Source organism: Pseudomonas sp. NPDC008258, assembly GCF_042956345.1.
Taxonomy (GTDB): domain Bacteria; phylum Pseudomonadota; class Gammaproteobacteria; order Pseudomonadales; family Pseudomonadaceae; genus Aquipseudomonas.
This window is the reverse complement of the sequence record NZ_JBIBGE010000001.1, coordinates 183,134-207,238: the sequence shown is the minus strand read 5'-3', so window position 1 is coordinate 207,238 and position 24,105 is coordinate 183,134. Positions and strand designations below refer to the sequence as shown.

At 62.5% G+C, this 24,105-nt stretch carries 19 protein-coding genes; 6 read left to right on the top strand and 13 right to left on the bottom strand.

What is annotated here, in order from left to right:
- Positions 1-11 precede the first annotated feature (11 nt).
- Genes ACFY9W_RS00905 through ACFY9W_RS00895 form a run of 3 tightly spaced genes read left to right on the top strand, consistent with a single transcriptional unit; the run spans position 12 to position 2,730 of the window.
- Positions 12-926: a glycine betaine ABC transporter substrate-binding protein gene (locus ACFY9W_RS00905; protein WP_391124493.1), complete on the top strand. Its 915-nt coding sequence runs from the start codon at positions 12-14 to the stop codon at positions 924-926.
- A complete protein-coding gene (locus tag ACFY9W_RS00900) occupies positions 923-1,576 on the top strand; it encodes an ABC transporter permease (RefSeq protein ID WP_274081956.1) in 654 nt (217 codons plus the stop codon). The genes ACFY9W_RS00905 and ACFY9W_RS00900 overlap by 4 nt, the downstream gene beginning before the upstream one ends.
- A complete protein-coding gene (locus tag ACFY9W_RS00895; RefSeq protein WP_391124488.1) occupies positions 1,573-2,730 on the top strand; it encodes a betaine/proline/choline family ABC transporter ATP-binding protein in 1,158 nt (385 codons plus the stop codon). Before ACFY9W_RS00900 ends, ACFY9W_RS00895 begins: the two co-directional genes overlap by 4 nt.
- A gap of 267 nt (positions 2,731-2,997) precedes the next feature.
- On the opposite strand, the gene ACFY9W_RS00890 is transcribed toward ACFY9W_RS00895, so the two are convergent.
- The 3 genes from ACFY9W_RS00890 to ACFY9W_RS00880 all read right to left on the bottom strand — a co-directional run bounded on the left by ACFY9W_RS00890 (position 2,998) and on the right by ACFY9W_RS00880 (position 7,015).
- Positions 2,998-5,427, bottom strand: a complete 2,430-nt coding sequence (locus tag ACFY9W_RS00890; protein ID WP_391124486.1) for a TonB-dependent siderophore receptor — start codon at positions 5,425-5,427, stop codon at positions 2,998-3,000.
- A gap of 107 nt (positions 5,428-5,534) precedes the next feature.
- Complete coding sequence (locus ACFY9W_RS00885; protein ID WP_391124483.1) at positions 5,535-6,497, bottom strand: FecR domain-containing protein; 963 nt, start codon at positions 6,495-6,497, stop codon at positions 5,535-5,537.
- Positions 6,498-6,517: 20 nt separating this feature from the next.
- Positions 6,518-7,015 (bottom strand): sigma-70 family RNA polymerase sigma factor, encoded by a 498-nt coding sequence (locus ACFY9W_RS00880; RefSeq protein WP_391124480.1) that lies wholly within the window; start codon positions 7,013-7,015, stop codon positions 6,518-6,520.
- Positions 7,016-7,509: 494 nt separating this feature from the next.
- On the opposite strand from ACFY9W_RS00880, the gene ACFY9W_RS00875 reads away from it, so the two are divergent.
- Entirely contained in the window at positions 7,510-8,673 is a 1,164-nt protein-coding gene (locus ACFY9W_RS00875; protein WP_016713187.1) for a type III PLP-dependent enzyme, read from the top strand.
- A gap of 27 nt (positions 8,674-8,700) precedes the next feature.
- Here the strand turns inward: ACFY9W_RS00875 and ACFY9W_RS00870 are convergent, their stop codons facing one another.
- The 3 genes from ACFY9W_RS00870 to ACFY9W_RS00860 form a co-directional block, all read right to left on the bottom strand.
- Entirely contained in the window at positions 8,701-9,264 is a 564-nt protein-coding gene (locus ACFY9W_RS00870; protein ID WP_391124477.1) for a hypothetical protein, read from the bottom strand.
- 153 nt (positions 9,265-9,417) lie between these two features.
- Positions 9,418-10,167, bottom strand: a complete 750-nt coding sequence (locus ACFY9W_RS00865; protein ID WP_391124474.1) for a tetratricopeptide repeat protein — start codon at positions 10,165-10,167, stop codon at positions 9,418-9,420.
- Positions 10,168-10,170: 3 nt separating this feature from the next.
- Positions 10,171-10,851 (bottom strand): Fe2+-dependent dioxygenase, encoded by a 681-nt coding sequence (locus ACFY9W_RS00860; RefSeq protein WP_391124471.1) that lies wholly within the window; start codon positions 10,849-10,851, stop codon positions 10,171-10,173.
- Positions 10,852-11,072: 221 nt separating this feature from the next.
- On the opposite strand from ACFY9W_RS00860, the gene ACFY9W_RS00855 reads away from it, so the two are divergent.
- Both ACFY9W_RS00855 and ACFY9W_RS00850 read left to right on the top strand, forming a co-directional pair.
- Positions 11,073-13,352 (top strand): TonB-dependent siderophore receptor, encoded by a 2,280-nt coding sequence (locus ACFY9W_RS00855; RefSeq protein WP_391124468.1) that lies wholly within the window; start codon positions 11,073-11,075, stop codon positions 13,350-13,352.
- A 102-nt stretch (positions 13,353-13,454) separates the two neighbouring features.
- Positions 13,455-16,010, top strand: coding sequence for a PepSY domain-containing protein (locus ACFY9W_RS00850; RefSeq protein WP_391124465.1), 2,556 nt, complete (start codon positions 13,455-13,457; stop codon positions 16,008-16,010).
- Between the two features lie 128 nt (positions 16,011-16,138).
- On the opposite strand, the gene ACFY9W_RS00845 is transcribed toward ACFY9W_RS00850, so the two are convergent.
- The 7 genes from ACFY9W_RS00845 to ispG all read right to left on the bottom strand — a co-directional run bounded on the left by ACFY9W_RS00845 (position 16,139) and on the right by ispG (position 24,105).
- Positions 16,139-16,930: an amidohydrolase gene (locus ACFY9W_RS00845; RefSeq protein ID WP_105946964.1), complete on the bottom strand. Its 792-nt coding sequence runs from the start codon at positions 16,928-16,930 to the stop codon at positions 16,139-16,141.
- On the bottom strand, positions 16,918-18,066 hold the full coding sequence (locus tag ACFY9W_RS00840) for a methionine aminotransferase (RefSeq protein WP_391124461.1): 1,149 nt from the start codon (positions 18,064-18,066) through the stop codon (positions 16,918-16,920). The genes ACFY9W_RS00845 and ACFY9W_RS00840 overlap by 13 nt, the downstream gene beginning before the upstream one ends.
- 210 nt (positions 18,067-18,276) lie before the next feature.
- Positions 18,277-19,740 (bottom strand): ribosome biogenesis GTPase Der, encoded by a 1,464-nt coding sequence (gene der / locus ACFY9W_RS00835; RefSeq protein ID WP_391124458.1) that lies wholly within the window; start codon positions 19,738-19,740, stop codon positions 18,277-18,279.
- 116 nt (positions 19,741-19,856) lie between these two features.
- On the bottom strand, positions 19,857-20,999 hold the full coding sequence (gene bamB / locus ACFY9W_RS00830) for an outer membrane protein assembly factor BamB (RefSeq protein WP_003248513.1): 1,143 nt from the start codon (positions 20,997-20,999) through the stop codon (positions 19,857-19,859).
- Entirely contained in the window at positions 21,000-21,641 is a 642-nt protein-coding gene (locus ACFY9W_RS00825) for a tetratricopeptide repeat protein (protein WP_391124455.1), read from the bottom strand.
- A 39-nt stretch (positions 21,642-21,680) separates the two neighbouring features.
- Positions 21,681-22,970: a histidine--tRNA ligase gene (gene hisS, locus ACFY9W_RS00820; protein ID WP_391124452.1), complete on the bottom strand. Its 1,290-nt coding sequence runs from the start codon at positions 22,968-22,970 to the stop codon at positions 21,681-21,683.
- Positions 22,971-22,995: 25 nt separating this feature from the next.
- Positions 22,996-24,105 (bottom strand): flavodoxin-dependent (E)-4-hydroxy-3-methylbut-2-enyl-diphosphate synthase, encoded by a 1,110-nt coding sequence (gene ispG, locus ACFY9W_RS00815; RefSeq protein ID WP_201198628.1) that lies wholly within the window; start codon positions 24,103-24,105, stop codon positions 22,996-22,998.

Sequence of the window (24,105 nt, the reverse complement as noted above, 5' to 3'; positions counted from 1 at the left end):
ATAGGGAACGTATGAAGAAGAGAATCGCCTTGCTGCTGGGCGCGGCCCTGCTGTTCGCAGGATTTGCCCAGGCAGCTGAAAAACCGCTGGTGCGCATCGGCGCGCGGGTATTCACCGAACAGACCGTGCTCGCCGAAATCACCGCGCAATACCTGCGTGCCAACGGCTTCGACGTGCGCGTCACCACCGGGCTTGGCAGCAACATCGCGCGCCAGGCCCAGGAAACCGGCCAGCTCGACCTGATGTGGGAATACACCGGCGTGTCGCTTGTGTCGTACAACCATATCGACGAGCGCATGCCCAGTGCCGAAGCTACCTTCGCCAGGGTGAAGGCACTGGATGCGAAGAAAGACCTGATCTGGCTGACCCCGTCGAAGTTCAGCAACACCTATGCGCTGGGGCTGCCCAAGCAGGTAGCCGAGGCCTACCCGCAAATCAACACCATCAGCGACCTCAACCAGGTGCTGCGTGACGAAAGCCAGCGCACCCACCTGGTGGCGCTGGACACCGAGTTCGCCAACCGCCCCGACGGCCTGGTCGGCCTGCGCGAGATGTACGAGCTGCCGCTGGACCGTCGCAACATCCGCCAGATGGACGGCGGCCTGGTGTACACCGCCATGCGCAACAACCAGGTGTTCGCCGGCCTGGTGTACACCACCGATGGCCGCCTGAACGCCTTCGACCTCAAGCTGCTGGAAGACGACAAGCACTACTTCCCTGACTACACCGCCGCCCCGGTGGTACGCAAGGCCGTGCTCGACGCCAACCCGCAACTGGCCGGCCTGCTCAAGCCGCTTGCCGAGCAGCTGGACGACGAAACCATGCGCCAGCTCAACGCCAAGGTCGACGTCGAGCACCAGAACCCGACCGCCGTTGCCGCCGCGTTCTTGCGTGAGCACCCACTGAACAGCGAGGGCCAGCCATGAACCTGATCGATACCTTCAGCCACCTGGACTGGGCCCAGGTGCTGCAACTGACCTGGCAACACATCATGCTGGTGGGCATCGCGGTAGGCCTGGCGATCCTCGTCGGGGTGCCGCTTGGCATTCTCATGACCCGCTTTCCGGCACTCGCCGGCCCATTGCAGGCCAGCGCCACGGTGCTGCTGACCATCCCTTCGATTGCCCTGTTCGGCCTGTTGCTGCCGTTCTACTCCAAGTTCGGCCAAGGGCTTGGCCCGCTACCGGCCATTACCGCGGTGTTCCTGTACTCGCTGCTGCCGATCATGCGCAACACCTACCTGGCCCTGACCAATGTCGAGCCCGGTATCCGTGAGGCCGCTCGCGGCATCGGCATGACGTTCGGCCAGCGCCTGCGCATGGTCGAACTGCCCATCGCCGTGCCGGTGATCCTTGCCGGCGTACGCACGGCCGTGGTCATGAACATCGGTGTCATGACCATCGCCGCCACCATCGGCGCCGGCGGCCTGGGCGTACTTATCCTCACCTCCATCAGCCGCAGCGACATGTCGATGCTGCTGGTTGGCGCCGTGCTGGTCAGCCTGCTGGCCATCATTGCCGACCTGCTGCTGCAAACCCTGCAACGTGCCCTGACTCCAGAAGGACTGCGCCCATGATCGAACTGAAGAACCTCAGCAAAACCTTCAACGTCAACGGCAAGGACGTCAAAGCCGTCGACTCGGTAAGCCTCACCGTGAATGAAGGCGAGATTTGCGTGTTCCTCGGCCCTTCGGGCTGCGGCAAGAGCACCACGCTGAAAATGATCAACCGCCTGATCACGCCGACCTCGGGGCAGGTGTTCATCAACGGTGAAGACACCACCGGGCTGGACGAAGTGACCCTGCGCCGCCACATCGGCTACGTGATCCAGCAGATCGGCCTGTTCCCCAACATGACCATCGAAGAGAACATCACCGTGGTCCCGCGCCTGCTCGGCTGGGACAAACAGAAATGCCACGAGCGTGCTCGCGAGCTCATGCACATGATCAAGCTGGAGCCCAAGCAGTACTTGCAGCGCTACCCGCGTGAGCTGTCCGGTGGCCAGCAGCAGCGTATCGGCGTGATCCGCGCGCTGGCTGCAGAAGCGCCGGTGCTGCTGATGGACGAGCCGTTCGGCGCGGTCGACCCGATCAACCGCGAAATGATCCAGAACGAGTTCTTCGAGATGCAGCGGGCGTTGAACAAAACCGTGATCATGGTCAGCCACGACATCGACGAGGCGATCAAGCTGGGCGACAAGATTGCCGTCTTCCGTGCCGGCAAGCTGTTGCAGCTGGACCACCCGGACACCCTGCTGGCGCACCCGGCGGACGACTTTGTGAGCAACTTCGTTGGCCAGGACAGCACGCTCAAGCGCCTGCTGCTGGTACGGGCCGAGGATGCGGCAGACAACGCCCCGTCGGTGAGCCCGGAAACGCCCGTGAGCGATGCACTGGAGCTACTGGATGAGCACGACCGCCGCTACGTGGTGGTGACCGATGCACAGAACAAGGCGCTGGGTTATGTGCGCCGGCGTGACATACATCGCCAGCAAGGTACGTGCGGTGACTTCCTGCGGCCGTTCAATGCCACGGCGTCGCATGATGAGCATTTGCGCATCCTGCTGTCGCGCATGTACGAGTTCAACCGGGCGTGGTTGCCTGTGCTGGATGCCGAGCAGGTGTTTCTGGGCGAGGTGACGCAAGAGTCGATTGCGGCTTACCTGAGTTCGGGGCGCTCGCGTGGGGCCAAGACCAGCATTGTCTCGCCGGCAGAGGCGGTGGTTTCGTAATTGCTGGGGGCGCTTTGCGCCCCATCGCCGGCAAGCCAGCTCCCACAGTTACAGTGCAAGCCTTGAAACTGGCTCTGTACTTGTGGGAGCTGGCTTGCCGGCGATGGGCCGCAAAGCGGCCCCGGCAGTCTCTGATCAGAACCCTGAACCTGGCTGCCTGTGCCGGCCTCTTCGCGGGCTCGCCCGCTCCCACTGGGATTTCACAAGCCTTCAGGCTTGCGCTGTACTGTGGGAGCGGGCAAGCCCGCGAAGAGGACTACACAGATGTCAGAACCCTACACTGGCCTGCACATAGAAGGTACGCGGTTCCCCGACATACAAGCCGGCATTGTTGTCGCTGGAGCGGGTGAAATACTGTTTGTCGAACAGGTTCTTTACCCCTGCGGCCAACTTCAGGTTGGACATCTCTGGCCCGAACTCATACCCACCACGGGCATGCCAGGTCACGTAGCCCGGGATATCACCATACTGCCCATCCGCACTCGGCTCGGTGATGTAGTCACCATTGAAACTGCCATCGGCATTGATCCCGGTACCCGGTGCGCGCTGCTTGGACTGGGCGTAGGCATCCAGGTTCCAGGTCCAGCGGTTGACTGCGTAACGCACGCCGGCAGTGGCCACCTGACGTGAGTAGAACGGCAGGTCACGGCCCTTGAAGCCCGGGATCTCACCCTCATAGGTGGCGCGGGTAAAGGTGTACCCACCACTCACCGACAAGCCATCCAGGCGCGGGTCCAGCCCGGCCAGGTCATAGCGCACCGAAGCCTCGATACCTTGGTGCTTGGTCGCCCCGAGGTTGGTCCAGCCCACATCGTTGCTGATGTACTGCAGTTCATCGTCGAAGTCGATGTAGAACGCAGTCAGCTCACCGGCAAAGCCACCGTCGTCATAGCGCGTACCGATTTCGTAGGTCTTGGCCTTTTCCGGCTCCAGGCCATTGGCCGTGCTGTTGCCGGTGCCGCCCTGCCCCAGCTGGAAGTACTGCAGGCTGCCAAACGAGGTTTCGTAGTTGGCGAACACCTTCCACGCGTCGGAGATGTGGTACATCACACTCAGCGCCGGCAGCGGCTCGTTGCTGGTGATGCTGCGCTTTTTCTCCGCTACCGGGCGGTTGTTGGCATCCAGCACCGGGCGGTCGCGCCAGTCGGTGTTGATGTGCTCGAAGCGGATGCCCGGGGTAATGGTCCAGTTGCCCACGTCGATCTTGTCGTCAATGTAGTAGGCGCTGGCCTCGGTGCCGCCGCTACGGTCCTGGAACACGTGGCCGTCGGAAGTCGGGGTCACGGTGGGCACGTTGTCGATCAGCGCCAGGCGGGTCGATTGCTCGCGCATCGCTTCCTTCAGGTAGCGGTAACCCACGCTGACTTCCTGGGTGGTCGGCCCGGCAAAGAAGATACGCGAAACACGCGGCTCAATCGCAAAGGTGTGGTAGTTGCGCGGGTACGACGACAGGGTTTTCATGTCGCGCGCGGCAATGGCACTGCCGCGGAAGCTGTCGGTGTAGTAAGTCAGCACTTCGAACTGGGTGGCATCGTCGAGCTGGCGCTGCCACTTGAACGAAACGTCCTTGCGCCGGCCGGCGAAGTAGTCGTAGTCGCGCACAGACTGATATGGGTTGCTGTCGTACTGGGCCTGGGTCAGGCCACCTGGCATGTCGGCGCGGCCATCGTAGTAGTGGAAGTTGAGCCAGAACTCGTCGACGTCGGTGGGTGCCCAATGTGTCTTGAGGATCACGTCGTCGATGTCATTACCGTTGTTGCTTTCACGGTAACCGTTGCCGTTCACCCCGGTGTACAGCAGCGCCACGCCCATGCCGTTGTCCGCCGTGCCGCCGACGAAGGCCGACTCGGTGTGCTTCCAGCCGCCACGCTGGGAAGTTTCCAGGGTAGTGGACAGCTCCGCCGAGGCCTTTTCCGGAATCGCCCGGGTCACGAAGTTGATCACCCCGCCCACGTTCTGCGGGCCATAGCGTACCGAGCCTGCACCCCGCACCACGTCGATGCTGTCGAGGTTGCCCGAGGAAATCGGCGCCATCGACAACTGCGGCTGCCCATACGGCGCGAAGGCGGCCGGGATGCCGTCGATCAATACGGTGGAGCGCGGCGAAAGGCGCGAGGTCAGGCCGCGCACCCCCACGTTCAGCGACAGGTCACTGCCGCCGGTGCCATTGGAGTCCTGCACCTGCACACCCGGGATGCCACGCAGCACATCGCGCACGTTCATGGTGCCCTTCTCCACCATCGCCTCGCGGCGCACCACGGTGCGCGCGCCAGGGTGGTTCTGCACCACGCTCTGCTGGGCATCGCCCAACCAGTCACCGACTACCTTGATGTCGGTGGGGGCCAGCTCCAGGCTGCCACTGCCCAGGTCCAGGGCAGTCGGCAGCGGCTTTACCACGACGGTGTCCTGGGACATCTCGAAGGTCAGCCCGCTGCCTTGCAGCAACTGTTGCAGGGCCTGCACCGGCGCCAGGTTGCCAGACACCGCCGGGGCCTGCTTGCCAGCCACCAACTCCGGGCTGAAGAACAGTTGCAGGTTGGTCTGCTGGCCAAGCTGGCTCAGCGCCGAACCCAGCGGTTGAGCCTGAATCTGGATGCTATCGCCGGCCTGTGCAGCCTGGCTGTTGACGGCCACGGCACTGACCGCCAGGGCCAGCGCCAAAGCGCGAAAGCGTGGGAAAGGCTTGTTGTTGTTCACGTCGTCGAAACTTCCTGAGTGCGGAATAAACGCCAACCGCGTGCAAATGGAAATGCTTGGCAGTTGCAGCTGGCGAGGAAGACGAACGAGCGAAAAAAAACCTGAATCTATTTCGCAATTATTTCGCGGGAGCCGTCTTCATGGGCTTTGATGGCCACCGGCAGGATGCTCGGCAAGGCCCGCAGCAGCGCGTCGGTGTCGTCGGTGCTGAAGGTGCTGGAAAGGCGCATCTGGGCGACTTTGCCAGGGCTGACCCGCAACGGTTGGCTGCGGTAGCGTGAGGCCTCGGCGACCACCTCGGCCAGGGTGGCGTTGTCGAACACCAGCTTGCCCTGGCGCCAGGCGGTCACGGCGCCAGCATTGACTGCATAAGGTGCGCTCACCACACCTTGTACATCTATATGCGACCCCTGCCCGGCCGTAAGCTGCGCAAGCGACGCCCCTTTGCCCTGCACACGCACCGAGCCTTGCTCCACGGCTACCCGGGTGCTGGCCGGGTCAAGGCGAACGTCAAAGCGGGTGCCGGTCACCGTCACGCGGCCTTGGGCGGTGTCGACCACGAACGGCCTGTCACTGTCGTGGGCGACGCTGAACATCACCTCACCGGCACTCAGGCGGATATGCCGCTGGCCAGCGCTGAAGTCGACCTGTAACTGTGTGCTGCCATTGAGCTCCAGGTGCGAGCCATCCGGCAATTCGACCTGGCGACGCTCATTGAAGGCCGTTTGCAAGCTGCCCTGGTGGTTCAGTTGCTGGTAGTGCCAACCGCCCCATCCCAGGCCCAACGCCAGCAGCGCCACACTGGCGGCCAGCGCCTGACGCACAAAACGCCGACGAGGCAACTGCTGCACCGGGTCCGGCTGGCACAGTGCTTCAAGGCGCTGGCGTGGAATGAGGGTGGCGGCCTGCCACACGCGGCTGAGGTGTTCGTACTCTTCCCGGTGGCGCTCGTCGCTCGCCAACCAGGCGCGCAGCTGTTTCTGCAGCCCGGCATCCCGAGGCGCATCCTGCACGCGGGCAAACCATGCGGCCGCCTGCTCGCGGACGGTATCGGTACCGTGCTGTTTCATCGAAAAGGTCTCCTGACTCTTCATGCCGACACATCCAGGTGCTCACGCAAATGCCGGAGCGTGCGGATCATATACTTTTCGACCATGTTCTTGCTCAACCCCATGCGCTCGGCGATCTCGGCCTGGGTCAGGCCTTCGAGCTTCTGCCAGATGAACACCTGCCGGCAGTTGAGCGGCAACTCGGCCAGCGCCCGCTCGACGCTGTCGGCCAACTCCAGGGCATGCACATAGGCCTCCGGGTCGCCGCTGCCGCTACCGCCCTCGTCGAAAGCGTCCAGCGCCAGGGACTGGCGGCGGTCCTCGCGGCGGAAGCCATCCACGGCAATGTTACGTGCGGTCTGGTGCAGGTAGGCGCGCGGCTGCTCGACCTGCTCACGCGGGTTTTCCAGTACCCGGACGAAGGCATCGTGGGTGAGGTCTTCGGCCTGCTGACGACTGCGCAGTTTGCGCGTCCAGGTACCGATCAGCTCATGGTAATGGTCGAGAAAGCCTTTGTGTCCGGACACGGTCTGGGTCATCAGGGAGGCGGATAAGGGTGCGAATAGTAATGTTTCTCATCAAAACCAGCAAATCCGCCAGTCGGTAACAAAAAATTTATGCGTAATTTCCTGTACGGGGGTACCAGGAAATTGTGGCCATAAATATGAACACTTGAGGCCCTTTCGCGGGCACGCCCGCTCCCACGGAAAGCCCGCGATGCCTGTGGGAGCGGGCGTGCCCGCGAAGGGGCCAACGCGATCTATTCCACAATTTTTTACGCTTGAAACACCGTGGGGAACATCAGCCGGTCACATGGGTCGGTTATTCAAATGGCTGGTCGTCGATCCACGTCGATCACGCCCGGATTACCTGTTGATTCTGCATTCTTCACGCCCTAAAGTGCGCGCCGAACGTCCATGCTGGAAACGATCCATCCGGCTCAAGTACTGAGTAGGCGAACCAAAGTGGGGATACGGAGGACGTTCAGTTTGCAGCCACTTAAATTTTCAGTTTGCCCATGGAGTCCCTGAGCATGTCGATCCAGGTCGAAGACTATTTCGCGCGTGACACCTTCCAGAAAATGAAGGCGTTCGCCGACAAGCAGGAAACCCCGTTCGTACTCATCGATACCCAGATGATCAGCCAGGCCTATGACGACCTGCGCGCCGGTTTCGAATTCGCCAAGGTCTACTACGCGGTCAAGGCCAACCCGGCCGTCGAAATCATCGACCTGCTCAAAGAGAAAGGTTCGAGCTTCGACATCGCCTCGATCTACGAACTGGACAAAGTGCTGGGCCGTGGCGTCAGCGCCGACCGCATCAGCTACGGCAACACCATCAAGAAGTCCAAGGACATCCGCTACTTCTACGAGAAAGGCGTGCGCCTGTACGCCACCGACTCGGAAGCCGACCTGCGCAACATCGCCAAGGCCGCACCGGGCTCGAAAGTGTATGTGCGTATCCTGACCGAAGGCTCCACCACGGCCGACTGGCCACTGTCCCGTAAATTCGGTTGCCAGACCGACATGGCCATGGACCTGCTGATCCTTGCCCGCGACCTGGGCCTGGTGCCTTACGGCATCTCCTTCCACGTGGGTTCGCAGCAGCGCGACATCAGCGTGTGGGACGCCGCCATCGCCAAGGTCAAGGTAATCTTCGAGCGCCTGAAGGAAGAAGACGGCATCGAGCTGAAGCTGATCAACATGGGTGGCGGCTTCCCGGCCAACTACATCACCCGTACCAACAGCCTGGAAACCTACGCCGAAGAGATCATCCGCTTCCTGAAGGAAGACTTCGGTGACGAGCTGCCGGAAATCATCCTGGAGCCAGGCCGTTCGCTGATCGCCAACGCCGGTATCCTGGTCAGCGAAGTGGTGCTGGTTGCGCGCAAGTCGCGTACTGCCGTCGAGCGCTGGATCTACACCGACGTGGGCAAGTTCTCCGGCCTGATCGAAACCATGGACGAAGCCATCAAGTTCCCGATCTGGACCGAGAAGAAAGGCGAAGCCGAAGAAGTGGTCATCGCAGGCCCGACCTGCGACAGCGCAGACATCATGTACGAGAACTACAAGTACGGCCTGCCGCTGAACCTGGCCATCGGTGACCGCCTGTACTGGCTGTCCACCGGTGCCTACACCACCAGCTACAGCGCAGTGGAGTTCAACGGCTTCCCGCCGCTGAAGGCCTACTACCTGTAACTGAAAAAGGGGCGAAAGCCCCTTTTTTCATTGCTCGCCAACAGCCGAAGTGTCGATCCACTCCAGCAGGAAATCACCGGGCTGCGCGTCTTCGGTTTCCAGCATACGGAGTTGCAGCCCAGGCTCGGAGTGGTATCGGGTAACTGTCTTGTGGGGCGAAATGGAGAAAAAGTCAGACCATGAGCTGGCACTCCTTTTCACCCTGGAAGTGGTGCCTACTCGGTCGTTAGCCGAGACAAAACGCGAATCCAGCGTTTGCAACTGGATGCCGTACAACCGCGAATGTTCGAAGCTGACGTTCTGGTTGACGATACGGAACGCAGGTACTGGCCATGGCAGCAGTTCGCTTGCCTCTTGCAGGGCATTGCCACCCGCACCGGTTATCTGCTTACCCGACTCGGTGTGTATCTCATACGCAACATCCCCGCCGATTGCAGGATGCTCCCAGGCAATAAGGGTGAAAACCTCACCCGCTACATCGTCTTCGACAACCTGCATGAACCCACTGTCGTTGATACAGATCGGGCAAATGTGGTCCTCTCTAATCAACCACAAGCGCACCTGTGCTTCGTCTTTGATCAGGTTTTTCATAAACGTTTCCTCACGCTCTCGACGGCTGATGTTGCCGACAGGCGGAAAGTAAACGTGGCGCAACCATGATCGCAGTTACAACTCCTTCCCCGTGGCCCTCTACTGGCCCCATCGGCATAAGCTGGCTTGCCGGCGGGGCCAATGCAGCCAACCTCAGGCTTGGCGGCGCTCGATTTCCTCGGCATACCGAACGGCAAAGGCCATGAACAACGGCCCCGCACCTTGCAAGGTCACCAGGGCAGCGCGCAGGAAGTTCATGTTGCCTTCTACCCGCGCCCGCTCCAGCCATGGCGCAGCCTCCGCCACCTGCCCACGCTCGAACAGCACCAGTGCCAGGCTGAACATGCCGCGAAAATCCCCCGCCTCAGCCGAGCGCCGATACCAGCGCACCGCCCGCGCCGGGCTGGGTGCCGTGGCAATGCCCTGTTCCAGGTAGCGCCCATACAGGTTCATCGACTTGGCGTGCCCCATTTGAGCAGCCTTCTCGTAACACATCAGTGCCTGCGCCTGGTTGGCCGGCACCCCGCGACCGGTGGCCAGCAGGTTCCCCAGGTTGTACAGGCCCCAGTCCAGGCCGGCATCCGCTGCGCGGGCATAGTGCACAGCGGCCTGCGCCAGGCTCACCTCACCGCCCCAGCCATGCTCCAGGCAACGCCCGAGCATGTTGTGCGCCATGGCACTGCCACCTTGTGCGGCAATGCCGAACCAACGCCGGGCCACGGTGGCATCTTCCTGGATACCGCGCCCATCCAGCAGGATCTGCCCGAGCAACAACTGCGCCTCGACCGCGCCCTGCCCCGCCGCGGCCAGGATTGCCTGGGCGGCCTTGCCGGGGCTTTCTTCAAGCATGGCCTGCAAGCCGGCCACATCCACCACTTCCTCACGTCGCAACAGGTAAGACACGGTTCAGACCTCGGCCCAGCGGCGCAGCAGGTTGTGGTAGGTGCCGGTCAGTTGCAGCAACGACGGGTGGTCGGGCACATCGGCGGTCAGTTGCTGGATGGCGTTATCCATCTCGAACAGCAGCGCACGCTGGCTGTCCTCGCGCACCAGGCTTTGGGTCCAGAAGAACGCGGCATAGCGCTGGCCACGTGTCACCGGGTTGACCTTGTGCAGGCTGGTGCCGGGGTACAGCACCAGGTCACCGGCGGCCAGCTTGATCTGCTGCACGCCATAGGTGTCCTGAATCACCAGTTCACCGCCGTCGTAGCTGTCCGGGTCGCTGAGAAACAGCGTGGAAGACAGGTCGGTACGCACGCGCTCCGGGCTGCCCTTGGGCTGGCGCAGGGCGTTGTCGATGTGGAAACCGAAGTTGCCGCCTTCGCGGTAGCAGTTGATCAGCGGCGGGAACACCTTGTGCGGCAGGGCGGCCGACATGAAGCGCGGGGTTTTCCACAGGCGGTCGATCAGCGCTGTGCCGATTTCCTTGGCCAACGGGTGCCCTTCTGGCAACTGCAGGTTGTGTTTGGCCTTGGCCGACTGGTAACCGGCAGTCACTTTGCCATCGGCCCAGTCAGCCTGCTCCAGCGCCTCGCGGATACGGGCCAGTTCATCGCCATCGAACAGGCCGGGGATGTGAAGCAGCATGGGAGCGGCACCGTCAGGAATTGTAAAGGGCCAATGATATTGATTCCCTTTTACGCTTCACAAGCCCCGTTCGCCGCTTTAGACGTTTCAGCGTGAAAAAACTGTAAAGGCAAATTGTAAAGAATGTAAATTCTTCACGAATGGTAACGAATCTCAATTGTTAGTCACAATTGCTTACATTAAGATCCGCCGCCTCAACACCTTGGGGAAGGTCCTTAGCAATGCGCCAGTCCGTACCATCTGCAGTGAGTTCACCACGCCTGATCGTGTCTGCCATCGGTGTCGCCCTTAGCGCCACGTCGGTCTACGCCGCCGATCCTGCCGCCAACAGCGCAGTCACCCTCGACGCCACCAGCGTCAATGGCAAGGCTGAACAGTCCAGCACCGATTACAAGGTCGAGAAGGCCTCCTCGCAGAAGTACACCGCGCCGCTGGTGGACACTCCACGCTCGGTCACCGTGATCCCGCAGCAAGTGATCAAGGACACCAACGCCCTGACCCTGCAGGATGCCCTGCGTACCGTGCCTGGCATTACCATGGGTGCTGGTGAAGGCGGTAACCCGCAAGGCGACCGCCCGTTCATCCGCGGCTTCGATTCGCAAAGCGACACCATGATCGATGGCGTACGTGACACTGGCGCGCAAACCCGCGAAATTTTCGCCGTGGAGTCGGTCGAGGTCAGCAAAGGCCCGAACTCGGCCATGGGTGGCCGCGGTTCTGCTGGCGGCAGCATCAACCTGGTCAGCAAAAAAGCACACCTGGGCAACGACCTGAATGGCGCCTACACCTGGGGCTCCGACCAGACCCAGCGCTACACCTTCGATGGCAACTACCAGTTCAGCGACACCGTAGCCGGCCGACTGAACCTCATGACCCACGAAAGCAACGTTGCCGGCCGTGACAAGGTCAACTACGACCGCTGGGGTATCGCGCCTTCCATGGCCTTTGGCCTGGGCACACCAACCCGTGTGAACCTCGACTTCTATCACGTTGAAAGCGATGACCTGCCGGATTCGGGCATTCCCTACGGCTACTCGGTGGGCAAGACCCACACCGCAGCCAGCCCTGACAAGCCTACCGACGGCGGCGATAGCAGCAACTTCTACGGCCTGACCGGTCGCGACTTCCGCAAGACCCGCAGCGACATCGGCACCATCACGGTCGAGCACGACCTCAGCGACTCGCTGACCATCAAGAACACCCTGCGCCACGGCAACAGCATGCAGGACTACGTTCTGACCCAGCCCGACGACAGTGCTGGCAACGTGATCAACGATGGCGTATGGCGCCGCGCCAACACCCGTGTGGGCAACACCGCCACCACCACCAACCAGACCGACCTGTTTGGCGAGTTCGTGCTGGGCGGCTTCAAGAACAGCTTCTCCACTGGCGTGGAATTCACCCATGAAGACGCTGACCGGCAGACCTACACCGTTTCGCCAAACAGCAAGATCAGCACCTGCACCGGGCCGAGCAATGGTGGCAGCTGCACCTCGCTGAGCAACCCGAACCCGGATGATGCCTGGACCGGTACCATCGCCCGCAACTACGCCGGCACCGACACCAGCAGCACCACCCGCGCGCTGTACATGTTCGACACCATCGAACTCGACCCGCAATGGCTGCTGAACGTTGGCCTGCGCTATGACCACTTCACCACCAAGTTCCGCACCTACGACGCAGCGGGCAACACCACCGTAACCAGCGGTGTAGCCAACAAAGGTGAAGACACCAGCGAATTCGTCACCGGCCAGATCGGCCTGGTGTGGAAGCCTGCGGACAACGGCAGCATTTACGTTTCGTACGCGACCTCGGCGACCCCGCCTGGCTCGATGCTGGGTGAAGGTACTGACGGCAACCCGGTGACCACCGCCACCGTTAAAAATGACCTGAAACCGGAAGAGACCACCAACTACGAAATCGGTACCAAGTGGGATCTGCTGGACCAGCGCCTGTCGCTGACCGCCGCCATCTTCCGTACCGAGAAGGAAAACACCCGCGTTCTGACCGACCTCAATACCTATGAAAACGCCGGCAAGACCCGCGTGGACGGTATCGAACTGTCGGCCTCCGGGAAACTCACCGACAAGTGGCAAGTGTTTGCCGGCTATAGCTACCTGGACAGCGAGCAGGTCGATGGCGGCAAGGTGCTGACCAACGGCCAATACGTGGATGTACCCACTAACGGCAACGAACTGGGCAACACGCCGAAGAACACCTTCAGCCTGTGGAACACCTACGCGGTCACCGACAAGCTTACCTTCGGTGCAGGTGCCTTCTACGTTGACAAGGTCTGGGGCAGCGTTGCCAATTCGACGTATGTACCGTCCTACTGGCGCTACGATGCAATGGCCAGCTACAAGCTGACCAAGAACATCGACCTGCAGTTGAACGTACAGAACCTCACCAACGAGACGTACTACGACAAGGCCTACTCGACCCACTTCGCCAACCAGGCGGCCGGTCGTACTACCCTGCTGACCACCAGCTTCCACTTCTAACGAAAGACCGCCAAGCCCCGTTCATTCCATTGAGCGGGGCTTTTGTGTATCAAGGCATAATGCACGCCGCGCAGGTAGCGGCCGCAACACAAGGTGAGAGATGTGGTGAAGAAGACGCTGTTCCAATTGCACTGGTTCTTTGGCATCACCGCTGGCCTGGTGCTGGCCTTGATGGGCATTACCGGGGCGCTGTACTCGTTCCAGGAAGAACTGCTCCGAGCGTTCAATGCCGATGTGCTCAAGGTAGAAGTGCGCGCCGAAGGCGTGCTGCCGCCCGCCGAGCTGGTCCAGCGCGTCGAGGCCCAGCAACACGACAAGGTGTCGATGCTGTGGGTCGACGTTCGCGAAGGCAATGCCGCACGGATCTTCTTTATGCCAGCACCCGGCGAGCGCCGTGGCACGCTGCGTTATGCCGACCCGTACACCGGTGAACTCAAGGGCGAAGTAGCCGGGCAAGACTTCTTCAACCTCATGCTTACCCTGCACCGCTTCCTGGCCATGGGCGACACCGGCCGGCAGATCACCGGTGCCTGTACCCTGATGCTGGTGTTCTTCTGCCTCTCCGGCCTGTACCTGCGCTGGCCGCGCAAAGCGCTGGACTGGCGCACCTGGCTGACCTTCGACTGGGCCAAGAAAGGCCGCGCCTTCAACTGGGACCTGCACGCTGTAGCCGGTACCTGGTGCCTGCTGTTCTATCTTCTGTTCGCCCTGACCGGGCTATTCTGGTCCTACGAATGGTACCGCGAAGGCCTGAACAAACTGCTGGCCGACGCGCCGGCCGCTGGCCAGCAACAAAAACGCGGCGAAGGCCGTGGCCGTCACGGGCCCCAGCAGGTCGACAAGAACGCCCCGCCGCTGGTGGTCGACTATGACGCCATCTGGGCCAACCTCAAGCAAGCCGCAGGGCCAGGCCTTGCCGCCTACAACCTGCGCCTGCCACCGGTTGGCGGCCAGCCGGCCAACCTGTTCTACCTGCTGGACAACGCCGACCACCCACGCGCCTTCAACACCCTGATGCTGGACCCGGCCACCGGCCAGGTGAAAAAGCACGACCGCTACACCGACAAATCCTTCAAGGCCCAGCTGCTGCAGAGCGTCTACGCCCTGCACGTCGGCGAATACTTCGGCCTGCCAGGGCGCATCATCGTCACCATCGCCAGCCTGACCATGCCGCTGTTCTTCGTCACCGGCTGGCTGCTCTACCTTGACCGCCGCCGCAAGAAGCGCCAGGTGCGTGCAGCCCGTGGCAACGTCGCCAGCAGCAACGGCAGCGGCGACAGCTGGCTGATCGGTTTCGCCAGCCAAAGCGGCTTTGCCGAACAGCTGGCCTGGCAAAGTGCCGGCCAGTTGCAGGCCGCCGGCCTGCCGGTGCAGGTACGGGCACTGGCCGAACTGCGTGAAGACGACCTGCGCCAGGCCCGCCGTGCGTTGTTCGTGGTCAGTACGTTTGGCGACGGCGAAGCACCCGACAGCGCCCGAGCCTTCGAGCGCAAGGTGCTCGGCCAGCCATGGGCACTGAACAACCTCAGCTACGCCCTGCTCGCCCTCGGCGACCGCCAATACCCGCACTTCTGCGGCTTCGCCCGCCGCTTGCAGGCGTGGCTGGGTGAGCGCGGTGCCAGCAGCGCATTCAGCCCGGTAGAAGTGGACAATGCCGACCAAGCCGCGCTGCAGCAGTGGCAGCAGGAACTGGCGCAATTGACCGGTGCCCAACCGGTGGCCGCTTGGCAGCCGCCAAGCTTTGGCAACTGGTCGCTGGTGCGCCGCGAGCTGTTGAACCCGGGCAGCCAGGGTCAGCCGGTGTACCTGCTGGGCTTGCAACCGCAAGAGCCTGCCAGCTGGGAGGCTGGCGACCTGGTAGAGATCCTGCCACTCAATGGGCAGCCACGCGTTGACGCGTTCCTGAACGGCATGGCACTGGACGCCGGGGCCAAGGTGCAGGTCAATGGCCTTGGCGAAACCCTCGCCCAGGCCCTCGCAGGTCGCCAATTGCCAGGCCGTCGTGATCACCTGATCGGCTTGCAGCCGCAGGCGCTGGTAGATGCGCTGGCACCGATCGGCGGCCGCGAATACTCGATCGCTTCCATTGCCAGCGATGGCGTACTGGAGCTGATCGTTCGCCAGGAACGCCACGCGGATGGCAACCTCGGCCTGGGTTCGGGCTGGCTGACCGAATACCTGCCGCTGAACGGCACACTGAGCCTGCGCCTGCGGCGTAACAGCGGGTTCCACCTGCCGGAGACGGCTGCACCGATGATCCTGATCGGTAACGGCACGGGCCTGGCCGGCCTGCGCAGCCTGATCCGCGCACGGGTCAATGCCGGCGAGCAGCGTAACTGGCTGCTGTTTGGCGAGCGCAACCGGGCGCATGACTTGCTGTGTGGCGATGAGCTGCAAGGCTGGCTGGACAGCGGTGATCTGGCACGTCTGGACCTTGCGTTCTCGCGGGATCAGGCCGAGAAGCTGTATGTGCAGGATGTGTTGCTGCAACAGGCTGATGAGTTCAAGCGCTGGGTTGCAGATGGCGCCTGTGTGTATGTGTGTGGCAGCCTGCAAGGGATGGCAGCCGGGGTGGATGCAGCGCTCAATGGCATGCTGGGTGAAGCCGCTGTGCAGCAGCTGATCGAGGATGGGCGGTATCGGCGAGATGTGTACTGACCTTTAATTGATGTAGTCAGCACTGGCCCTATCGCCGGCAAGCCAGCTCCCACAGGTACTGCACAAGTCTTCAGGCCTGTGCAGTACCTGTGGGAGCTGGCTTGCCGGCGATAGGGCCGGTCCTGCTGTCAGTGCAGCTCGAAGGTATCGGCATCCAGGTTGGCCGGGAACTTGGCCCGGTAGGCCGCCAGCTCCGCCGCACTCAACACCGCAGTGAACACCCCGTCCGCCTCCCCGGCACTGAGCAGGCTCTCGCCCTGGAAGTCCAGCACCTGGCTGTCCCCCGAATAGGCAAAGCCTTTGCCATCCGTACCCACCCGGTTCACCGCCGCCACATAGCACAGGTTCTCGATCCCCCGCGCCGGCAACAGCCGGTTCCAGTGCTGGCGTCGCGCAGCTGGCCAGTTGGCGGTGTACAGCAGCAGGTCTGTATCCTGGGCATCGCGGCTCCACACCGGGAAGCGCAGGTCGTAGCAGATCAGCGGGCGAATCCGCCAGCCCTTGAGCTCGAACTGCACCTGGCGCTCGCCGGGGGTGTAGTGCTTGTGCTCACCGGCCATGCGGAACAGGTGGCGTTTGTCGTAGTGCAGGATTTCGCCATCCGGGCGCGCCCACAACAGGCGGTTACGGTGGCTGCCATCTGCAGCCTGGATGATCACGCTCCCGGTAATCACCGCGTTGCACTTTTTCGCCTGGGCCTTCAGCCATTTGTAGGTCGGGCCGTTCTCCGGCTCGCACAGGCTTTCCGACTGCATCGAAAAGCCGGTAGTGAACATTTCCGGCAGGATCACCAGGTCTACTTCACCCACCTGCTCCAGCAGCACCTCGAAGTGCGCGTAGTTGGCCTCGCGGTCGTGCCAGGCCAAGGTGGTTTGCACCAGGGCGACTTTCAGGTTCGGCAAGGTACTCAGATCGCGCATAGTCGTTCCGCTGCCTGACGCAGCGTCTCCTCACGTTTGGCAAAGCACAGGCGCACCAGGCGTTGCTCGGGGATGGGTTGCTGGTAGAACACCGACACCGGGATGGTCGCCACCCCGTGCTCGCGGGTGAGCCACAGCGACATCTCGACATCGTTCAGGTCGGGGCGGATCTGCGAGTAGTCCACCAACTGGAAATAGGTGCCCGTCGTACGGGTAAAGTTGAAACGTGAGCCTTCGAGTAAACCGCAGAACAGGTCGCGCTTGGCCTGGTAGAACGCCGGCAGCTCATCGATGTGCTCGGGGTGCTCGGCCATGAAGTCGGCCAGCGCGCACTGCAACGGCGTCACGCCGCAGAAGTTCACGTATTGGTGCACCTTGCGCAGCTCGGCGCTCAGCGCCGGGGGTGCGATCACGTAGCCGGTCTTCCAGCCGGTCACGTGGTAGGTCTTGCCGAACGAGCTGACCACGAAGGCGCGTTGATACAGCTGCTCATGGGCCAGCACGCTGGCGTGGCGCACACCGTCGTACACCAGGTGCTCGTAGACTTCATCGCTGACCAGGTAGATATCGCGGTCGGCAACAAGCTTTGCCAACTGGTCAAGGTCTTCGCGGGTGATCAGCGCGCCGCTGGGGTTGTGCGGCGAGTTGAGGATGACCATGCGCGTGCGCGGGCTCAGGGCATCGCTGAACTTCTGCCAGTCGATACGGAAGTCGCCGTCGCTCAGTTGCACATGCACGCAGCGACCACCGGCCAGCTCCACCGACGGTTCATAGCTGTCGTAGCAAGGGTCGAAGACGATCACCTCGTCACCAGCATGCACCACTGCCTGAATGGCACAGAAAATTGCCTCGGTTGCACCGGGGGTGATGGTCACTTCCTGGTCGGCATCCACCTGTGCGCCATACAGCCGCGCCACCTTGGCCGCTACCTGCTGGCGCAGGGCCGGCAGGCCGGTCATCGGCGAATACTGGTTATGCCCGGCGGCCACGTGCCGGCCCACTGCATCTAGCAGGGCCTGGGGGCCGTTGAAGTCAGGGAAACCCTGGGACAGGTTGAGCGCGCCGGTCTGCACGGCGAGCTGGGACATGGTGGTAAAGATGGTCGTGCCGACATTCGGCAGTTTGCTGCGGATCATGGAGCCCTCTTTCCTGGGGTGTATCCGGCACGGGGTGGAGTCCGAGCATAGCGGATCGAGCGGTCAGGAAAAAGGTTGAAACAATAGGGGATTGCGCTGGATCAAAGGGCCTCTTCGCGGGCTTGCCCGCTCCCACAGGTCCTCCACAGGTTTCAATAGCTGTGCAGTACTTGTGGGAGCGGGCAAGCCCGCGAAGAAGCAGACGCGGAATCAGCGCTTGTCGCGGCGCTTCTTCTCGGCCTTCTTGTGGTGCGACATCAAGCGGCGCTTCTTGTTGACCTGGCGGTCGGTGAGGGTGTTCTTCTTGCCCTCGTACGGGTTCTCACCGCCCTTGTACTCGATGCGGATCGGCGTACCGACCAGCTTCAGCACCCGGCGGTAGGTGTTTTCCAGGTAACGCGAGTACGACTTGGGAATGCTCTCGGTCTGGTTGCCGTGGATCACGATCAGCGGCGGGTTGGCACCACCGAGGTGGGCATAACGCAGCTTGATGCGGCGGCCGTTGACCAGCGGTGGCTGGTGCTCGCTCACAGCATCTTCGAGGATCTGCGTCAGGCGGCTGGTTGGCCAACGGGTAACAGCCGACGTGAACGCGGCCTGCACCGACTTGTACAGGTTGCCCACGCCAGTGCCGTGCAGGGCGGAAATGAAGTGGATGTCGGCGAAGTCGACAAAGAACAGCCGGCGCTCCAGCTCGGTCTTCACGTAGGCGCGCTCGCCCGGCTCCATGCCGTCCCACTTGTTCAAGGCAATAACGATGGCTCGGCCTGCTTCCAGGGCAAAGCCCAGCAGGTTCAGGTCATGGTCAACCACGCCTTCACGGGCATCCATGACGAAGATCACCACGTTGGCGTCCTTGATCGCCTGCAGCGTCTTCACCACCGAGAACTTTTCGACTTCTTCGTGGATCTTGCCGCGCTTGCGCACGCCGGCGGTGTCGATGAAGGTGTACTTCTCGCCATCGCGCTCGAACGGGATATAGATACTGTCACGGGTGGTGCCCGGCTGGTCGTAGACCACCACGCGCTCTTCGCCGAGCATGCGGTTGACCAGGGTCGATTTACCCACGTTCGGGCGACCAATGATGGCGATCTTGATGCCATCTTTCTCGCTCGGGCCGGGGATGCGAACCGCTTCCTCGCCTTCGGCGACTTCCTGGTCCAGGGCCTCTTCCTCTGCGTCGCGAGGAATATGACCCAGTACGCTTTCCATCAGCGCGTTGATGCCGCGGCCCTGGGAGCCTGCCACCGGAATGGCATTGCCCATGCCCAGCGGCGAGAACTCGGCGCGGGCGACGTCGGCGTCGATGTTGTCGATCTTGTTGGCGACCAGAATCGCCGACTTGTTGCGCTTGCGCAGGTGCTCGGCAATCATCTGGTCGGCGGCGGTCATGCCGGCGCGGGCATCGACCAGGAACAGCACATAGTCGGCTTCTTCGATGGCCATGAGCGACTGCTCGGCCATCTTCTCGTCCATGCCTACTTCGTCACCGGTGATACCGCCAGTGTCGATCAGGATGAAGGAACGACCCTGCCAGCTGGCATCGCCATACTGGCGGTCACGGGTCAGGCCCGACAGGTCACCCACGATGGCATCGCGGGTTTTGGTCAGGCGGTTGAACATGGTGGATTTGCCGACGTTCGGGCGGCCCACCAGGGCGATTACGGGAACCATCGGCTCTCCACTCTTGAATTCTTGAAAATGCAAAGGCCGCTGCAAGGCAGCGGCCGGAGTACGGGCGGCGTGTCCTACGCCGCGGCTTGAAGCCCGCCAAGGCTTCAAGCATAGCTTCAGCGGATGGTCAGTGCCTCGAGCTTGCCGCTGTTGCCGAAGACGTAGATGGTGTCGCCGACCACAAGTGGGCGGGCGCGCAGGCCATCGCTGTCGATACGTTCGCGGCCCACGAAGCGGCCATCCACCTGGCTCAGCAGGTGCAGGTAACCCTCGAAGTCACCCACTGCAACGTAGCTGCTGAACACTTCAGGCGCGGTCAACTGGCGACGAGCCATGCTGTCGTTGCTCCACAGGGCGCTGGAGGAGCGTTCATCCACGCCTTCCACGGTACCCGATGCTTCGCTGACGTAGACGTTACCGAAGCCCTGGGCCACGCCCACATAGCTGGAGGCATCGCGCTGCCACAGCTCGCGGCCGCTTTCCAGGTCCAGGCCCGCTACACGGCCCTGGTAGGTGCTGACGTACAGGGTACCACCAGACAGCAGCAAGCCGCCGTCGATATCAACCACACGGTCCAGCTCGGAGCGGCCTTTAGGGATGGCCACACGGCTTTCCCACACTGGCACGCCGTTGTTGATGTCCACCGCCACCACCTTGCCGGTGGACAGGCCGGCGACGGCCAGGCGGTTGGTGGCGATCGGTGCACCGGTGCCACGCAGGGTCAGCACGGCCGGGGAGTTTTCGTAGATCCAGCGGCGGTCGCCCGTGGCGGCATCCAGGCCGATCAGGCGGTCGTCCTGGGTCTGCACTACCACTACGTCACCGTTGTTGGCAGGCGGGGCCAGCACTTCGCTGGTCACGCGCGAGCGCCAACGCTCTTCACCGGTGCTGGAATCCAGGGCAATGACTTCACCCTTGAGGGTACCGAGCATGACCAGGCCGTAGCCCACGCCAACAGCGCCGGAAACCTGCAGCTCCAGGTCCTTCTTCCACACCACGTCGCCGGTGATGCGGTCGAGGGCGAAGACTTCGCCGTTGACGTCGGAAGCGTAGATACGGTCGTTCTCGATGGCCGGTACCAGGGTGTTGTAGGTTTCACCCTGGCCGTCACCGATCGAACGGCTCCACTGCTTCTTCAGCACCACTTCCTCGGTGAACTTGGTCAGCTCGGCCGGGGGCAGTTCCTTCTTGCTGTTGCTGCTGCAACCTGCGGCCAATACGGCCAGGGTCAGCACTGCTGCATGTTTCCAACCGATCACTTACGCGTCCCCTTTAGCCAGGTCATCCAGCTTCAATTGCAGGCCACCGACCGCCGCCTCATCAGACAGCGCAGCCTTGGCTTTCTCGTAAGCAGTGTGTGCGTCGTCGGCACGACCCAGCTGTACCAGCAGGTCGCCCTTCAACTCTTCACGGCTGGCCAGGAAGGCTTTGTCGGCGTCGCCGTCGAGCAGCTTGAGGGCATCCTCGGCCTTGTTCTGAGCGGCCAGCACACGCGCCAGACGCTGGCGCGAAATCTCGCCCAGGGTCACGTCGGCCGGCTTGTCCAGCACGCTTTTCAGCTCGGCAGCGGCGTCGTCGAGCTTGCCGCTCTCGACCGCGACCTTGGCCACGAACAGGCTACCGTACTGGGCGTAGGCAGTGCCGCCGAACTCGCTCTTGAGCTTGCCGGCCAGTTCCGCAACCTTGGTGGCGTCTGGCTGGCCAGTCGGCGTCAGGCTGGTCTCAAGCAATGCCTGATACAGCTGCGAGGCACCTTGCGACTGGTTGTTCTGGTACTTGTGCCAGGTATTCCAGCCCAACACCACCACGCCCGCCAGCAAGGCGCCGGTCAGCAGCGGCTTGCCGTTACGGTTCCACCAGTCCTTGACCCCTGCCAGGTCATCATCATCGGTACTCGACACCCCAATACTCCTTTTCGCCTATTCGCTTGTTGAACCGCGTTACGCCTGCGCGATCGCGGTTTCCAGGTGCCCTGCAAGAGCATCCCAGGCAATGTTCTGTTGTTCGCCCTGGCCACGCAGGGGCTTCAAGCCGATTTCTTGCTTGGCCAGTTCGTCGTCACCGAGGATCAGGGCGAACAGCGCGCCGCTCTTGTCGGCTTTCTTGAACTGGCTCTTGAAGCTGCCGCCACCGGCATTCACCGCCAGGCGCAGGCCCGGCAGGCGGTCACGCAAGCCCTCGGACAGGCGCAGCCCCGCCAGCTCGGCCTGCTCGCCGAAGGCACACAGGTAAACGTCGATCTGGCGGCTGATGGACTCCGGCACCTTGCCGAGGGTTTCCAGCAGCAGGATCAGGCGCTCGATACCCATGGCGAAGCCAACGCCCGTGGTCGGTTTGCCGCCCATCTGCTCGACCAGGCCGTCGTAGCGGCCACCGGCGCACACGGTACCCTGGGCGCCGAGCTTGTCGGTGACCCACTCGAATACGGTCTTGCTGTAGTAGTCCAGGCCACGCACCAGCTTGGTGTTGATCACGAACGGAATACCGGCGGCGTCCAGGCGGGCCTTGAGGCCCTCGAAGTGCACGCGGGACTCTTCGTCCAGGTAGTCTTCCAGCCTTGGTGCGCCAACCAGCACCGCCTGGGTGTTCTGGTCCTTGCTGTCGAGGATACGCAGCGGGTTGCTCTTGAGGCGGCGCTGGCTGTCTTCGTCCAGTTGCTCCAGGCGCGCCGAGAGGAACTCGACCAGCGCGTCACGGTAGCGTGCGCGGGCTTCGCTGGTACCCAGGCTGTTGAGCTCCAGCTTGACGGCGTCCTGGATACCCAGCAGGCCCCACAGGCGCCAGGTGAGCATGATCAGCTCGGCATCGATGTCCGGGCCGTCCAGGTTGAACACTTCCACGCCAATCTGGTGGAACTGGCGGTAGCGGCCCTTCTGCGGGCGCTCGTGGCGGAACATCTGGCCGATGTACCACAGTTTCTGCACCTGGCCGTTGCCGGTGATGCCATGCTCCAGCACGGCACGCACGCAGGCGGCGGTGCCTTCGGGGCGCAGGGTCAGCGAGTCGCCGTTGCGGTCCTCGAAGGTGTACATCTCTTTTTCGACGATATCGGTCACTTCACCGATCGAGCGTTTGAACAGCTCGGTGAACTCGACGATCGGCGTGCGGATCTGGCTGTACCCGTAGGTGTCCAGCAGGCCGGCCACGGTGCCTTCGAAGTAGCGCCACAGTGGCGACTGTTCTGGCAGGATGTCGTTCATGCCACGGATGGCTTGCAGCGATTTGCTCACGAATAGTCCTTACGAATTCTGTGTGTCAGCCACGGGCGATCAGCGCCGCGTCGGCTTCGGCCTTTTCGGCCGCTTTCTGGCGGATGAGCTTTTCCAGCTCATCGACCAGGTTGTCATTGGTCAGTTTCTGCGCCGGCTTGCCGTCGATGTAGATCAGGTTTGGCGTGCCGCCGGTCAAGCCTACATGGGCTTCCTTGGCTTCACCCGGGCCGTTGACCACGCAACCGATCACCGCCACGTCCAGCGGCACCAGCAGGTCTTCCAGGCGCCCTTCCAGCTCGTTCATGGTCTTGACCACATCGAAGTTCTGCCGCGAGCAGCTCGGGCAGGCGATGAAGTTGATGCCACGCGAGCGCAGGTGCAGCGACTTGAGGATGTCGTAGCCGACTTTCACTTCTTCGACCGGGTCGGCCGCCAGCGAGATACGGATGGTATCGCCAATGCCTTCGGCCAGCAGCATACCGAGGCCGACGGCGGATTTCACCGTCCCCGAACGCAGACCACCGGCTTCGGTGATGCCCAGGTGCAGCGGCTGTACGATCTGCCTGGCCAACAGGCGGTAGGCTTCGACGGCCATGAACACGTCGGAGGCCTTCACGCTGACCTTGAAGTCCTGGAAGTCCAGGCGGTCGAGGTGTTCGACATGGCGCAAGGCCGACTCGACCAGCGCAGCCGGGGTCGGTTCGCCGTACTTTTTCTGCAGGTCTTTTTCCAGCGAGCCGGCATTGACGCCGATGCGGATCGGGATGCCACGGTCGCGGGCGGCATCGACCACGGCGCGTACACGGTCTTCACGGCCGATGTTGCCCGGGTTGATACGCAGGCAGTCAACGCCCAGTTCGGCCACGCGCAGGGCGATCTTGTAGTCGAAGTGGATGTCTGCGACCAGCGGCACGCTGACCAGTTGCTTGATCTTGCCAAACGCCTCGGCCGCGTCCATGTCCGGCACCGAAACACGCACGATGTCCACGCCGGCATCGACCAGGCGCTGGATCTGCCCGACGGTGGCGGCTACATCGTTGGTGTCGGTGTTGGTCATGCTCTGCACCGCGATGGGCGCATCACCACCCACCGGCACATTGCCGACCCAGATTTTGCGGGATTCGCGACGTTTGATCGGAGATTCGCCGTGCAT

Bases quoted from the DNA above. Each gene is read 5' to 3' on its own strand.
- ACFY9W_RS00905 (WP_391124493.1), top strand. From the start codon at position 12: ATGAAGAAGAGAATCGCCTTGCTGCTGGGCGCGGCCCTGCTGTTCGCA.
- ACFY9W_RS00900 (WP_274081956.1), top strand. From the start codon at position 923: ATGAACCTGATCGATACCTTCAGCCACCTGGACTGGGCCCAGGTGCTG.
- ACFY9W_RS00895 (WP_391124488.1), top strand. From the start codon at position 1,573: ATGATCGAACTGAAGAACCTCAGCAAAACCTTCAACGTCAACGGCAAG.
- ACFY9W_RS00885 (WP_391124483.1), bottom strand. From the start codon at position 6,497: ATGAAACAGCACGGTACCGATACCGTCCGCGAGCAGGCGGCCGCATGG.
- ACFY9W_RS00880 (WP_391124480.1), bottom strand. From the start codon at position 7,015: ATGACCCAGACCGTGTCCGGACACAAAGGCTTTCTCGACCATTACCAT.
- ACFY9W_RS00875 (WP_016713187.1), top strand. From the start codon at position 7,510: ATGTCGATCCAGGTCGAAGACTATTTCGCGCGTGACACCTTCCAGAAA.
- ACFY9W_RS00870 (WP_391124477.1), bottom strand. From the start codon at position 9,264: ATGAAAAACCTGATCAAAGACGAAGCACAGGTGCGCTTGTGGTTGATT.
- ACFY9W_RS00860 (WP_391124471.1), bottom strand. From the start codon at position 10,851: ATGCTGCTTCACATCCCCGGCCTGTTCGATGGCGATGAACTGGCCCGT.
- ACFY9W_RS00855 (WP_391124468.1), top strand. From the start codon at position 11,073: ATGCGCCAGTCCGTACCATCTGCAGTGAGTTCACCACGCCTGATCGTG.
- ACFY9W_RS00845 (WP_105946964.1), bottom strand. From the start codon at position 16,930: ATGCGCGATCTGAGTACCTTGCCGAACCTGAAAGTCGCCCTGGTGCAA.
- ACFY9W_RS00840 (WP_391124461.1), bottom strand. From the start codon at position 18,066: ATGATCCGCAGCAAACTGCCGAATGTCGGCACGACCATCTTTACCACC.
- der (WP_391124458.1), bottom strand. From the start codon at position 19,740: ATGGTTCCCGTAATCGCCCTGGTGGGCCGCCCGAACGTCGGCAAATCC.
- ispG (WP_201198628.1), bottom strand. From the start codon at position 24,105: ATGCACGGCGAATCTCCGATCAAACGTCGCGAATCCCGCAAAATCTGG.